Annotated in this window: 12 protein-coding genes; 3 read left to right on the forward strand and 9 right to left on the reverse strand. The window is 72.4% G+C overall.

What is annotated here, in order from left to right:
* Window positions 1-83: 83 nt before the first annotated feature.
* The gene (locus tag BLW78_RS17970; RefSeq protein WP_091681177.1) at window positions 84-1577 is read right to left on the reverse strand and encodes a peptidoglycan DD-metalloendopeptidase family protein; all 1494 of its coding nucleotides are present in this window, start codon (window positions 1575-1577) and stop codon (window positions 84-86) included.
* 191 nt (window positions 1578-1768) lie between these two features.
* Here BLW78_RS17970 and BLW78_RS17975 point away from each other — a divergent pair, with 191 nt between their 5' ends.
* Window positions 1769-2308 carry a GNAT family N-acetyltransferase gene (locus BLW78_RS17975; protein ID WP_091681179.1) on the forward strand — a complete coding sequence of 180 codons (540 nt, stop codon included), beginning with the start codon at window positions 1769-1771 and terminating at the stop codon, window positions 2306-2308.
* A gap of 111 nt (window positions 2309-2419) precedes the next feature.
* Here BLW78_RS17975 and BLW78_RS17980 read toward each other — a convergent pair whose 3' ends face one another.
* The 5 genes from BLW78_RS17980 to BLW78_RS18000 all read right to left on the reverse strand — a co-directional run bounded on the left by BLW78_RS17980 (window position 2420) and on the right by BLW78_RS18000 (window position 7155).
* Window positions 2420-3697, reverse strand: coding sequence for a porin (locus tag BLW78_RS17980; RefSeq protein ID WP_020094215.1), 1278 nt, complete (start codon window positions 3695-3697; stop codon window positions 2420-2422).
* Window positions 3698-3920: 223 nt separating this feature from the next.
* Complete coding sequence (gene rlmJ, locus BLW78_RS17985; protein WP_091681181.1) at window positions 3921-4769, reverse strand: 23S rRNA (adenine(2030)-N(6))-methyltransferase RlmJ; 849 nt, start codon at window positions 4767-4769, stop codon at window positions 3921-3923.
* A gap of 66 nt (window positions 4770-4835) precedes the next feature.
* On the reverse strand, window positions 4836-5510 hold the full coding sequence (locus tag BLW78_RS17990) for a ribonuclease T2 family protein (RefSeq protein WP_091681183.1): 675 nt from the start codon (window positions 5508-5510) through the stop codon (window positions 4836-4838).
* Between the two features lie 2 nt (window positions 5511-5512).
* A complete protein-coding gene (locus BLW78_RS17995) occupies window positions 5513-5974 on the reverse strand; it encodes a hypothetical protein (protein WP_020094218.1) in 462 nt (153 codons plus the stop codon).
* Window positions 5975-6159: 185 nt separating this feature from the next.
* Window positions 6160-7155: an extensin-like domain-containing protein gene (locus BLW78_RS18000; RefSeq protein WP_091681218.1), complete on the reverse strand. Its 996-nt coding sequence runs from the start codon at window positions 7153-7155 to the stop codon at window positions 6160-6162.
* A 111-nt stretch (window positions 7156-7266) separates the two neighbouring features.
* On the opposite strand from BLW78_RS18000, the gene BLW78_RS18005 reads away from it, so the two are divergent.
* Window positions 7267-8499 (forward strand): amidase, encoded by a 1233-nt coding sequence (locus BLW78_RS18005; protein ID WP_091681185.1) that lies wholly within the window; start codon window positions 7267-7269, stop codon window positions 8497-8499.
* A gap of 42 nt (window positions 8500-8541) precedes the next feature.
* Here the strand turns inward: BLW78_RS18005 and BLW78_RS18010 are convergent, their stop codons facing one another.
* Both BLW78_RS18010 and BLW78_RS18015 read right to left on the reverse strand, forming a co-directional pair.
* Window positions 8542-9687: an AI-2E family transporter gene (locus BLW78_RS18010; protein WP_170855180.1), complete on the reverse strand. Its 1146-nt coding sequence runs from the start codon at window positions 9685-9687 to the stop codon at window positions 8542-8544.
* 209 nt (window positions 9688-9896) lie between these two features.
* Window positions 9897-10364, reverse strand: coding sequence for a molybdenum cofactor biosynthesis protein MoaE (locus tag BLW78_RS18015; protein ID WP_020094223.1), 468 nt, complete (start codon window positions 10362-10364; stop codon window positions 9897-9899).
* A gap of 167 nt (window positions 10365-10531) precedes the next feature.
* Between BLW78_RS18015 and BLW78_RS18020 the strand changes: the two genes are divergently transcribed.
* Window positions 10532-11551 (forward strand): gamma carbonic anhydrase family protein, encoded by a 1020-nt coding sequence (locus BLW78_RS18020; protein WP_020094224.1) that lies wholly within the window; start codon window positions 10532-10534, stop codon window positions 11549-11551.
* A gap of 10 nt (window positions 11552-11561) precedes the next feature.
* On the opposite strand, the gene BLW78_RS18025 is transcribed toward BLW78_RS18020, so the two are convergent.
* On the reverse strand, window positions 11562-12290 hold the full coding sequence (locus tag BLW78_RS18025) for an amino acid ABC transporter ATP-binding protein (RefSeq protein WP_056534124.1): 729 nt from the start codon (window positions 12288-12290) through the stop codon (window positions 11562-11564).
* Between the last annotated feature and the right edge of the window lie 147 nt (window positions 12291-12437).

Genomic DNA, 12437 nt, shown 5'->3' on the forward strand with positions numbered 1-12437 from the left:
GGCGGCCCCGTCCGGGACCGCCGCCGCATCTTGCCGTCTCGTTCGGTGCCGCGCGGGCCGGCCTCGGCCCCGCGCGGTCCGTCTCAGTTGCTGGCGAGCTGGGACATCGGATCCACGGGCGCGCCGCCCTTGCGGATCTCGAAGTGCAGCTGCGGCGAGGTCACGTTTCCGGAGGCGCCGGACTTCGCGATGGTCTGGCCGCGCTTGACCTTCTCGCCGGGCTTCACGTCGATCTCGCCGTTATGGGCGTAGGCCGAGACGTAGCCGTTGGCGTGGCGCACGAGGACCAGCTTGCCGTAGCCCTTCACGTCGGAGCCGGCATAGGCGACCGTGCCCTCCTCGGCGGCCTTGACCGGAGTACCCTCCGGCACGGCGATGTTGATGCCCTCGTTGCCGGAGGTGCCGTAGCCGGAGATTACCCGGCCCTTGGCGGGCCAGCGGAAGTTCTCCGTCGCCTCGGCCACCGAGCCGGTGGCGGCGGGCTCGGGCTTGGCCGGCGCGGCAGCGACCGGGGCCGCCTTCGGCGCCTCCTTGGCGGCGACCTTCTCGACCTTCTCGGCGGCGGCAGCCTCCTTGGCGGCCTTCTGGGCGGCTTCCTTGGCGGACTTCGCCTCGGCGAGCTTCTGGGCGGCCTCCGCCTTCGCGGCGGCCTTCGCCTCGGCCTTGGCCTCCTGAGCCTTCGCCTCGGCCTTCGCCTTGGCCTCGGCCTTCGGATCCGCCTTCTTCTCGTCGGCCTTCTTCTCGTCCGCCTTGGCGACCTGTCCCGGGCGCACGTGCTTCGGCTTCTCGCCCTCCTTCAGGGCGACGTCCTTGCGGGTCTTGGCGTCGGCGACCTTGCGGGCGGCGGCGTCGCGGGCGAGTGCCTCCTTGCGCTCCGCCTCCTTCTCGGCGGCGGCGGCCTTCTGGGCTGCCTCCTTGGCGGCCTTCGCCTCGGCCAGCTTCTGGGCGGCCTCTTTGGCGGCCTCCTTGGCCTCCTCGCGCTTGGTCGCGATCTTGTTCTCGACCTGCTTGGCGTCCTCGCGCTTCTCCTCAGCGGCCCGGGCCGGCCGGGCGGTCATCGGGGACGCGGCGGGGTTCAGCCCGGAGGCGTTGTAGACCGGGATCACGATCTGGCGGCCGGGCGTGATCTGGTTCGCGTTGCTCAGGCCGTTGGCGGCCAGGATCGCCGAAGCGGGCACGCCGAAGCGGGTCGACATCTGGTTCAGGCTGTCGTTGCGCGACACGGTGATCTGCGTGCCACCCTCGGCGCTCCAGCCGACCTTGCCGGTCGATGCGACGCGGGTCGCGGGGGCGACGGCGTTGGTCTGAACCGGCGTCGCGGCGGCGGACGGCCGCGCGGCGGCGGGGGCGCCGAGCGCCTCCGACTGGATGCGGCCCGTCCGGACCGGCGGGACGGACTTGAGGCTCCCGTCCGGCAGGCTGCCGGTCGCGGAGGGTTCCGAGTCGAACGGGTTCGAGAACGGGTTCGTCAGACGCGACGCGTCCGACGAACAGGCGGCAGCCGCACCGCCGATGATGCCGATGAGCGCGACGCGCGACAGCGTCCGCAACATCTGACCCGTACCGCGCACCCGCATCGACGCACCCGTTTGCCTGACGCAACCTGATGCGCCAATGAAGACGGATTCAGGTTAAGCAACCGTTCCCGTTCCGGCGGTCTGCGACCCTGGAGCGAAGGTAGGTGCAAGGTTTTCGCGCGGCCCCGAGGATGATTCCCGCTCGCGGGATCGTCCCTTTTCGTAACCGGCCGGCACCCCACATCGCATCCATGTTTACCATCCGCGGCGCGCGCGACACCCTGGCCGACCTGCCGGCGCTCGAGACGGCGCGCCTCGCGATCGCCGCCCTCCGGCCTGCCGACGCGCCGGCCGTCCGCGCGCTCACCGACGATCCGGCCATCACCGCAGCGGTGGATTTCCTGCCGACGCCGTTCACCCTGCAGGATGCCGAGGACCTGATTCGCAGCTGCGCCCGGGGCCGGGACTGCTTCCTCGGCGCCTGGACGCGGGACGGCGCGCCCGATCCGGCCGGGCGCGCGCTCGTCGGCGTCTTCGGCACCCATCTGCGCGGCGCCGGCACGATCGAGATCGGGTACTGGGTCGGCGGCGCCGCCCGCGGGCGCGGCTACGCCTACGAGGCCGTGTCGGCGATCCTCGATCTCCTCGGGGGGCGCTTCCCGGCGCGCGTCGTCGTGGCCGAGTGCCGCCCCGCCAACGTCGCCTCCTGGGGCCTGCTGGAGAAGCTCGGCTTCCGCGACACCGGCGAGGAGGGCCACCGGCCGGGCCGGCGCCTGCTCAGGAGAGCCTAACCCCGGGAGGGCGTGCCGGGCCGGGACCGATGGCGCGCGGCCACGAAAAAGCCCCCGGCCTGAGGCCGGGGGCTCGCTGACAGGCGTCCTGAGCCGGACCGGGCGGTCCGATCAGAAGGTGATGCCGGTCTCGACCATGTAGCGGTCCTGCGAGGTCCGGTTGCCGGTGCGGCCGAAGCCTGTGCCGAGCGTGCCCTCCGCGAGGTTGCCGCGGGTGATCCCGCCGAGTTCGACGTGGGCGTACTCCACCCGGAAGAAGTAGCGGTCGAAGGTGAAGGTCGGCGTGACGGTCACCGAGAAGGCGTTGCTGCCGGCGCCGAAGCCCAGCAGGTTGGTGCCGCCCGACCCGCGGACGCCCGTCTGCTCGGTGTACTCGACGCGGCCGGCCAGGGCGAAGTTGTCGGTGAAGGAGTAGGCCGCCAGCAGCGCGCCGCCGTAGGTCGAGGCCGAGTTGGCGATGCCGACGCGCAGGTCACGCTCGACGTTGGTGAACTGGAAGTACGGCGAGATGATCCACGGGCCGTTCGCGTAGGTGTAGTTGATGTTGAAGATGCCGCTGTTCTGCTGGAGGTTCGGCGTCGCGAACTGGTAGCGCGGGCTGCGGTCGAGGGCGTTGGTCCGGCCGAGGTTCAGACCGCCGTTGACGCCGATCGTGTTGTAGTCGTCGAGCTTGTAGGCGACGTTGCCGGTGAACCACGAGATCTCGTTGGAGAAGAACCCGTCCGTGCCGGCGACCGACACCGAGAGCGGCCCGCTGCTGTAGTTGACCTGCACGCCCTGGTTGATGAAGTTCTCCTGCACGAACAGGAGGCCGCGGTTGATATTCAGGTTCTGGTAGGTGAACAGCAGCTCGGTGCCGATCATGGTGAACATCCGGCCGCCCTGGACCGACCATTCATCGTTGATCTGGATCTTGCCGTAGGCGACCGGGACCGGGCCGAACAGGAGGTCGGTCTGGGTGAAGGTGCTGAGGGTGGGGAAGCCGAGCTGCGGGATCGAGTAGCCGCCGGCCTGGATGTAGAACTGGAACGCGCCCTCGGGCTTCTGGATGATGCCCTGCACGTTCGAGAAGTCGAACCGGGCCGCGCGGTCGCGGTCGTTGGGCGCCGCCGGGGTCGAGAACGACGCGAACGGGTTCGACTGAGTGTAGCCGTAGCCGGTGATGGCGCCGCCCACGTAGAGGTCGCCGAGCGGTCCGGCCGAGAAGCAGCTCGGATTGGGGTTGGCCTTGATCACGCCGCCGTAGGCCGGGCCGAGGAGCGTTGCCTTGCAGGGCTCGGCGGGGGGCGCGACCGGAACCGGCGCCGGAGCCGACAGGTCGGCCGCGAGGATGCTGGTCGAGGACAGCAGCACGGTGGCCAGTCCGGCCAGGGTGGATCGCTTCAGCATGGTGTCGCAGCTCGTTCGGGTTCGTCGACGGCCAAGCTGACATCGCAGTGCGATTGACACAAAATCAAACATAGAGCAGTTGCATAATTTTTGGGCAGTTCCGTATCGCTGATCACGTTCGATGCGGAAATGTGACTTTGCCGCCACAATTGTATCGGAACCCCGGCCTTTTCCTTCCGCGCAGGCCCGGAGGTCTTCCGCGCGGCGCCCCAATTCTACCGAGTCAGGCGGCCGGGCCGATCAGATCGCAGCGAAACCCTCCGAAGTCCTGCCGGGCCAGACGTTCTGCGAGCGCCGGCAGGAACAGCATCGCCTCATCGGCGAGGCGCCAGGGTGGGTTGACGACGATCAGGCCGCTTCCGGTCAGCCGCGTCGGGTCGTCCGGCCGGTCGATCAGCAGGTCGAGGCGCAGCGCGGGGCGGGGCAGGGCGGCCCCGAGATCGCGGACCATCCGGTCGAGGGCCGCAACGTCCTTGATCGGGTACCAGGCCAGGAACAGGCCGGTCGGCCACTTCGCCACCGCGCGGGCGAGATGGGCGCCGAGGCGCTCGATCTCGCCGGGCACCTCGTAGGGCGGGTCGATCAGCACGAGGCCGCGCCGCTCCGGCGGCGGGATCTGCGCGTTGATCGCGGTCCAGCCGTCGAGGTTCATCACCTTGGTGCGGGGATCGCGGGCGTAGCGGTCCTGCAGGGTCGCGGCGTCCGCCGGATGCAGCTCGACGAACACGCCCTTGTCGCCGGGGCGGAGCGCCTCGCGGATCACGGCCGGCGAGCCCGGATAGGCGGTGGTGCCGTGTCGAGCGCGCACCGCCGCCACCGCGGCCCGGTAGGACTCCAGCAGCGCTTCCACCTCCGGCGCGAAGGGCGCCGCCAGCCGGCCCCAGCCGTCCCGCCACTCGCCGGTCCGGGCCGCCTCGTCGGCCTCGAGATCGTAGACGCCGAGGCCCGCGAAGGCGTCCAGCGCCCGGAACGGCTTGTCCTTGAGGCGCAGGTGGTCGAGCACCCGCGCCAGGACGAGGTGCTTGAGGACGTCGGCGTGGTTGCCGGCGTGGAAGGCGTGCCGATAGTTCATGGCAGCGCGCTGAAGCCGATCCCGGGCGCCGGGTCCAGGGGCCGGCGCGCGAAAGGCGGAAAAAACTCAGCGCGCGGCGTCGAGGCTCACCTCGGGCGCCCGGCAATTGCCGCGGGCGACCTCGGGGCAGGGGGTGAAGCCGCGCAGGTCCTTGCCGAAGCAGATCCGGACCTCCTGCAGCTGCCCGCGGGTGCAGGTGACCGCCATCATGTCGGGGCGCAGGCCGCGATTGGCCGCCACGAACTGCCGCGCGATCTCGATCGGCGCGAGGGTCTGCGGCGGGGCGCTGCCCTTGAGCCCGTCAGGGATCGTCACCGCGAGCCGCGCCGCGCGGGCGGCCGCGAAGTAGGCGGCGGGATCGAGGCCCGAGCAGGTGCCGTGCTTGCGCCACTCGTACCGGGCGAGACCCTCGCTCGGGTAGACCTGCCCGGCGACCTCCATGGCCTGTCGGGTCGGCGCGCGGTTCACCGCCGAGCAGTTCTGCGGGTACCCGCTCGCGTATTGCGGCCACAGGCCGTGGACGACGAAGCCGAGGCCGCGCCCGGGGGCGCACTGGACGTCGTCCCGGCGGGCGCCCGGCCCCGCACAGTAGGTCGGCGACCACGACAGGGCGAGGACGTAGAAATCGAAGTCGCCGGGCGTACCGCGGCGGCCGAAGCCGCCGTAATCCTGGGCGGCGCCCGGGCCGGCGACGGACGCGGCGAGGAGCAGGCCGGCGAGGCCGGCGGCGCGCCCGCGCATGGTCAGGGACGCGCCATCCGGCAGGCGGTGGCGTAGGCGTAGGAGAGGTCCCGGTCGAGGCCGTGGATGCAGAACTCGACGCCCCAGGTCGCGCCGATGATGCCGAGGCTCTCGCGCACCGAGTAGTCGACCTTGCGGCGGACCCCGTCGGAGGTGGTCACGGTCGCGGTGCAGAACCGGCGCGGATAGGTGTCGAGGCCCCAGGGCCGCCACGCCGTGCGCTCGATCGTGTCGAAGGACAGGATCGTCATCGACGAGTTCCAGAACTTCGCCTCCTTCTCGGCGAAGTTGGTCGAGACCCGCTCCAGCACCGACGGGTCCTGGCAGCCCGGGATCTGCGCGTCGAACGGGAAGATCCGCTCCTCGGCGGGCTCGATGTCCTCCCGGGCCGACCGGGCGAGCGCCGGCTGGGCCAGGGCGAGAAGGGCCAGCCCGAGGGCGAAGCCGTGAAGAACCGGGCGCATGGCGCGTGCCTCGACGGATGTGCGATCCTGCATCCGCGAACGATGGCTTCGCCGCGCCGCCAGTCAAGCTCCGGCAGTCCCGCCCCGGCGCTTTGCCAGCCTGTGCGGCGCGGCCGCTACAGTCCCGCTTGGGGCGCGGCGCGGGAGCGGCGCCCGGCGCGAGTGCCGCGGGTCGCGCCCGTCTCTCAGTAGATCGGCTCCGCGCTCGGCGGCGCGCCGAGCTGCAGCGGCTCGTCGTACTCCTGCGCGGGCTCGTCGTGGGCGGCGGCGACCCGCGGTGCCGGCCGCACGGGCGCCGTCGCGGTGTAGGCCGAGGCCGCGGCCGGACGGTCGAGGGGCCGGGCGGGCGCACGGGCGACCTGGGTCGCGCTCCCGGCCTTCGACATCGGCGACACGCCGTAGGGATCGTCCTCCTCGACGTCCACCGGCGCCTGAGGGCCGGCGGGCTGGCGCTGCGGCGGGATCGGGCGGCTCAGCGGCCGCTCGGCCCCGGTGCCGAGCTGCGGCGTGAACTTGATCAGCGGCTTGCAGATCCGGCGCAGACCGCGCGGGTCGTGCCGTGCGAGATCGACGTGGATGTGATCGTAGTGGAACACGTTCGAGCCGGGCGCCAGCACGGTGGTGAAGCGCTGGCAGGCGCCCAGGAAGATCTCGCGCAGGAAGCCCTGCTCGGCCTCCGTGCCGCGCCAGCCGCCCTTGACGGTGATCACGTGGCCGTCGGCGAGCTTGATCGACATGACGTCGATCGCGTTCCCGAAGCCGTGCTCGGAGAGCTTGGCGCCGGGCTGGTTGTTGCGGCCGCGGCAGGAATAGGAGCCGGCGTTGATCTCGGCCACCGGCACGCCGAAGTAGAGGTTGGCGGCCGGCTGGATCGTGTCGGCGAGCCACGCCTCGGCCTCGGCCAGCGCCGGGCAGCCCAGCGTCATCCGCTGCTTCAGCAGGACGGAGCCGCCGCCGAGCCGCGTCACCCGGAAGGGCTGCTGCATGCCGCACGGCCCCGGGCCATCCATCGCCGCGATGGGCGTGATGTACTCCGAGGGCTCGACGAGCTTCTTGGCCAGGCAGACCTGCTCCGCCTGATCGCGCCACGGTTCACGTCGCTCGAAATGATTGATCGAGCACGCGGTGAGGCCCGCACCGAACAGCGCCAGGGCCGAGAACAGGGATACGCCACGCCACATGACCCGGACGATGCGCACGGTCGCGTAAAGCGTTCGTCAACGGCGTTTCGGGAATGCCGTCGGCTGTGGCGTCTCGGTTGACAGCGCCGCGGACCGCGGACTGAATGCATTATGCTCTCGCTTCTCGACCTCCGCGCCCGCATCGAAGCCGGCACCCTGACGCCCGCGGGCGCGATCGACCTGAGCCGCGCCGCGATCGCCGCGCGGGAGCCGGACCTGCGCGCGCTGGTCACCCTCGACGCGGCGCCGGCGATCCCCGAGGCCGGGCCGCTCGCCGGCATCGCGGTCGGCGTGAAGGACATCATCGACAGCGCGGGCCTGCCGACCCAGATGGGCTCGCCGATCTACGCGGGCTGGAAGCCCCGGGGCGACGCCGCGGTCGTGAGCCGGCTGAAGCAGCTCGGTGCCGTCGCCCTCGCCAAAACCACCACCACGGCCTTCGCCAGCAGCGATCCGACCGAGACGGTCAACCCGCACGATCCCGGCCACACGCCGGGGGGCTCCTCGGCGGGCTCGGCCGCCGCCGTCGGCGCCGGGATGCTGCCGCTGGCCCTGGGCACGCAGACGGCGGGCTCGGTGATCCGGCCCGCGAGCTTCTGCGGCTGCGCGGCGGTGAAGCCGTCGTTCCGGCTGATCCCCACGGTCGGCGTGAAGACCTACTCGTGGGCCCTCGACACGGTCGGGCTGTTCGCCGCCGGGGTCGCGGACGTCGCCCACGCCCTCGCGCTCGTCACCGGGCGGCCGGAGATCGAGCGGGCGGAGGGGGGCTCGGCGCCGCGCATCGCCGTGGTGCGGCAGGATTTCGCCGGCGCCCCCGAGCCGGAGGCCGAGGCGGCGCTCACCCGCGCCCGGCAGGCGGCCGAGCGGTCCGGGGCGCGGGTGAGCGACCTCGCCCTGCCGACCGAGCTGGCGCAGGCCTGGGAACGCCACCGCCTCATCCAGAACTACGAGGGTCGGCTGGCGCTGGCCTGGGAGTACGACACGCAGGCCGACGCGCTGCCGCCGCGCACCCGCGCCCATCTCGATGACGGGGCGACGATCAGCCCGGCCCAGTACGATGACGGGCGCCGCCACGGCCATCACGCCCGCCGGGTGCTGAAGGGCCTCTTCGCCGATTACGACGCGATCCTGACCTTCTCGGCGCCGGGCCCGGCGCCCGCGACCCTGGCCTCGACGGGCGACCCGCGCTTCAACCAGCTGTGGACGCTGATGGGCGTGCCCTGCGTGAACGTGCCGGTGCCCGGCCACCGCCTGCCGGTGGGCGTCCAGGTGATCGGCCGCTTCGGCGACGACGGCCGGGCCCTGGCGGTCGCCCGGATGATCGAGGCCGCGCTGCGCGGCTGACCGGCCGCCCGCGCCCGTCGACGGCGCGGGCGCCCGGGGCGCTCAGCTGCTCGGTTGCTCGTGGAGCGTGTCCTCCACGTAGAGCTGCTCCAGCAGGACCTTGATCACCGCCATCAGCGGCAGGGCGAGGGCGATGCCCCAGAGCCCGAAGATCACGCCCAGGATCAGCTGGCCGGCGAAGATCGTGGCCGGCGGGATGTCGAGCGCCCGCTTCTGGATGAACGGCGTCAGGCCGTAGCTCTCCAGGCACTGGACCGCGAGATAGACGCCGATCGCGCCGATCACCGCCTTCGTGCCCGAGGCCAGGGCGGCCAGGACGATGACGAGGCCCGCCACCAGCGGCCCGACCGTCGGCACGAAGGCGAGCAGGCCCGCCTGCAGGCCGAGGATCAGCGCGCCGCCGATGCCCAGGAAGGCGAGGCCGGCCCAGGTGCACAGGAAGATCACCGCCATGATGATCAGCTGGCCGAACAGCCAGTGGCGGAGGGTCTCGCCGGCCCCGTCGAGGACCTGGCTGGCCCGCCAGCGCTTCGCCGGCGGCACGAACCGAACCACCCCGTCCCGGTAGGCCTTCGGGTCGGCCGCGAAGGCGAGCCCCAGGAAGGCGATCACCAGGAGGTTGCCGAGGGCGTCGAACAGGCCGAGGATCACGGCCGCGGCCGGTCCGAGGACGCTGCCGGCATCCGAGACGATCGAGCTGCTGCCCTTCAGCAGGCCGTTGGCGAGGCCGCCGAGCCCCCCCTCTCTCTGGCCCGCATCCGTCGAGCCGTCCTTGCCACCGCCCTGCGGCGCGAGGCTCGGCACGTCGATGCCCCGCTCCGACAGCCAGCCCGTGACGGTTCCGGCCTGATCCTTGATCGTCGTCCCGAGGTCGCGGCCCTGCTGGACGATGGTGGCGCCGCCGTAGCTCCCGAAGCCGATCACCGCGGCGGCGACCGCGAGGCTGGCGATGGACAGCCGCAATCCTCGCCGGAGGGGCAGGACGCGGCCGAGCCCGCGGGTCAGGCCGTCGAGGAACACGCCGAGGAGCACCCCGGCGAAGATCAAGAGGAGCGTGCCGGCCGACATCCAGGCCAGGGCCAGCGCCACCACGAAGCACACCACGGCGATCCCCGAGGCCGCCAGCGGTGCGGCCCCGCGCCAGGGCCCGACGGGACCGTCCAGTTCCTGAAGGCTGCTGTCCGACATCGTCGCTCCTAAACCGCGGGCTCACGAACGCCGCGGGCTCTCAGGGGTCAAGTCCGGCGGCCGGCTTCTGTGCAATCCGGGGTGGGGATGCGCGTCCGCGCGTCGTCCGCGCACGTCGCCGGACCGCAGGCTCCGGCCGTCAGGAGCCGGGAGCCGCACCGATCGTCGAGCGCCCTGGGGCAGCCTGAGCGCGACCCCGGGCACGGCCATCAGGCCCAGCGGCCGGCCGCGGCCTCGTCGTGGGCCGCCGCCTCGACCCAGCCGCCGGTCGTGCCGTCGGCGAGGTGCTCCCGCTTCCAGAACGGGGCGCGGGTCTTGAGGTAGTCCATCAGGAAGTCCGCGGCCTCGAACGCCGCGACCCGGTGGCTGGCGGCGGTGACCACCAGCACGATGCCGTCGCCCGGACGGACCAGGCCGTGCCGGTGGATCACCCGCAGGGCCTGGAGCGGCCAGCGCGCCATCGCCTCGTCGGCGACGCGCCGGATCTCGGCCTCGGCCATGCCGGGGTAGTGCTCCAGCTCGAGGGCGGTCAGCCGCCCGCCCTCGTCGCGGCACAGGCCGGTGAAGGTCACGACGGCGCCGGCCCGGCCGCCCAGCGCGGCGCTCAGGCCGGCGATCTCGGCCGCGGTGTCGAAGGGCTCGGCCTGGATGCCGACGCTCGGGACGGGGGCGCTCATGGCCCGATCCATAGGAGTCCCCGGCTTCGCGGACCAGCCCCGTCCCTGTCACACCCGGTCCCGCCTCTATATGACACGGTCCGTCGCGCCCTGCCGGCCCGGCGCGCGGCCCGCCATCGTCCGGATGTCCCCGCGCGCTCCGGACGGCGCTGGAGAAGGATACCCGCGTGACCCCCGACCTGATCCTGCCCTACGACGGCGAGCAGCCGGACTTCGCCAGTCGCCCCGTCTGGTGCGGCCGCGGCAGCACGGTGATCGGCGCCGCCCGGATCGGCGCGCAGGCCTGGATCGGCGACGAGGCGGTGATTCGCGCGGACGGCCAGACCGTCACCCTCGGCGACCGCTTCTGGCTCGGCCACCGCTCGACGGTGCACATCGCCACCGCGACGCACGGCACCCGGTGCGGCGACCGGGTCACGGTCGGGCGCAACAGCGTGGTCCACGCCTGCACGCTCGGCTCCGACGTCGTCGTCGAGGACGACGTGGTGATCCTCGACGGCGCCGAGGTCGGCGACGGCGCGGTCCTCGAGGCCGGCGCGACGGTCTTCCCCCGGGCGACGCTGCCCGGCGGCTTCGCCTACGCGGGCAGCCCGGCCCGCCCCAGCCGCGCGATCGGATCCGACGAGGTCGCCGAGCGGGCCGAGCGGTTGCGCGAGCGGATGGGCGACGGGCCGGCGCTCCCGGCCGGGGAGGCGCTGGAGGTCGAGGACAGCGTCTTCGTGGCGCGCACCGCCCGCCTGCGCGGGCGGGTGAGCCTCGGCGCCGGCGCGAGCGTGCTGTTCTGCTGCGACCTCAACGCGGAAGTCGGACCGATCGTGGTCGGCGCGGACACCAACATCCAGGACAACACGGTGATCCGCACCCGGGCGGACGGGGTGGTGATCGGGCGGGACACGACCATCGCCCACAATGTCCGGATCGCCGATTGCCGGATCGGGGCGCGGGCGCTGATCGGCATCGGCGCGACGATCGCGGCCGGCACCCTCATCGCCGACGACGTCATGCTGGCGGCCGGGGCCACCACCGATCCCGGGCAGATCCTGGAGGCCGGCTACCTCTGGGGCGGCCGCCCCGCCCGCATCCTGGGGCCCCTCGACGCCGAGAAGCGGGCCATGATGATCCGCATCGTCGAGGGCTACTGCCGGCACGGCCGGGAATACCGGGCCGCGCAGGAGGCGCTGGCCTGACGGCTCGCCGTCAGTGCTGCAGGATCTTCGACAGGAAGGTCTGCGCGCGCTCGGAGCGGGGGCTGCCGAAGAACTCGTCCTTCCGGGCGTCCTCGACGATCTCGCCGCGATCCATGAAGATCACCCGGTCGGCGACCTTGCGGGCGAAGCCCATCTCGTGGGTCACGACCATCATGGTCATGCCCTCCTTGGCAAGCTCCACCATCACGTCGAGCACCTCGCCGACCATCTCGGGGTCCAGCGCCGAGGTCGGCTCGTCGAACAGCATCACCACCGGGTTCATGGCGAGGGCCCGGGCGATGGCGACGCGCTGCTGCTGCCCGCCCGAGAGCTGGCCCGGGAACTTGTTCGCGTGGGCTCCCAGGCCGACGCGGGCGAGCAGGTCGAGGCCGCGCTTCTTCGCGTCCTCGCCGCTGCGGCCCAGCACCTTGCGCTGGGCGATGGTCAGGTTCTCGGTGATCGACAGGTGCGGGAACAGCTCGAAGTGCTGGAACACCATGCCGACCCGCGAGCGGAGCTTCGGCAGGTTGGTGGCTTTGTCGGCGACCTTCGTGCCGGCCACCGTGATCTGGCCCTTCTGGAAGGGCTCCAGGGCGTTGACGCACTTGATCAGGGTCGACTTGCCCGAGCCCGAGGGACCGCAGACGACCACGACCTCGCCCTTGGCAACCTGGGTGCTGCAGTTCGTCAGCACCTGGAAGTCGCCGTACCATTTGCTGATGTTGTCGATGGCGATCATCGTCTCGCCGGGGGCCACCGCCTGGGCGCCGGAGATCAGGCTGCCCGGCTGCAGGCCGGCATCCTTCGGCGCGTGGCTGGCATCGGCGACGGGTTCGGCGGCGGTGGGGGCCGGCATCGGGGACGAGGTCATGACACGGTCTCCAGT

This window comes from Methylobacterium sp. 275MFSha3.1 (assembly GCF_900108435.1).
In the GTDB taxonomy this organism is placed as follows: Bacteria; Pseudomonadota; Alphaproteobacteria; order Rhizobiales; family Beijerinckiaceae; genus Methylobacterium.

Coding starts and splice junctions, on each gene's coding strand:
- BLW78_RS17970 (WP_091681177.1), bottom strand. CDS start 1,577: ATGCGGGTGCGCGGTACGGGTCAGATGTTGCGGACGCTGTCGCGCGTC.
- rlmJ (WP_091681181.1), bottom strand. CDS start 4,769: ATGAACTATCGGCACGCCTTCCACGCCGGCAACCACGCCGACGTCCTC.
- BLW78_RS18010 (WP_170855180.1), bottom strand. CDS start 9,687: ATGTCGGACAGCAGCCTTCAGGAACTGGACGGTCCCGTCGGGCCCTGG.
- BLW78_RS17995 (WP_020094218.1), bottom strand. CDS start 5,974: ATGCGCCCGGTTCTTCACGGCTTCGCCCTCGGGCTGGCCCTTCTCGCC.
- BLW78_RS18000 (WP_091681218.1), bottom strand. CDS start 7,155: ATGTGGCGTGGCGTATCCCTGTTCTCGGCCCTGGCGCTGTTCGGTGCG.
- BLW78_RS17980 (WP_020094215.1), bottom strand. CDS start 3,697: ATGCTGAAGCGATCCACCCTGGCCGGACTGGCCACCGTGCTGCTGTCC.
- BLW78_RS17990 (WP_091681183.1), bottom strand. CDS start 5,510: ATGCGCGGGCGCGCCGCCGGCCTCGCCGGCCTGCTCCTCGCCGCGTCC.
- BLW78_RS18025 (WP_056534124.1), bottom strand. CDS start 12,290: ATGATCGCCATCGACAACATCAGCAAATGGTACGGCGACTTCCAGGTG.
- BLW78_RS18005 (WP_091681185.1), top strand. CDS start 7,267: ATGCTCTCGCTTCTCGACCTCCGCGCCCGCATCGAAGCCGGCACCCTG.
- BLW78_RS17975 (WP_091681179.1), top strand. CDS start 1,769: ATGTTTACCATCCGCGGCGCGCGCGACACCCTGGCCGACCTGCCGGCG.
- BLW78_RS18015 (WP_020094223.1), bottom strand. CDS start 10,364: ATGAGCGCCCCCGTCCCGAGCGTCGGCATCCAGGCCGAGCCCTTCGAC.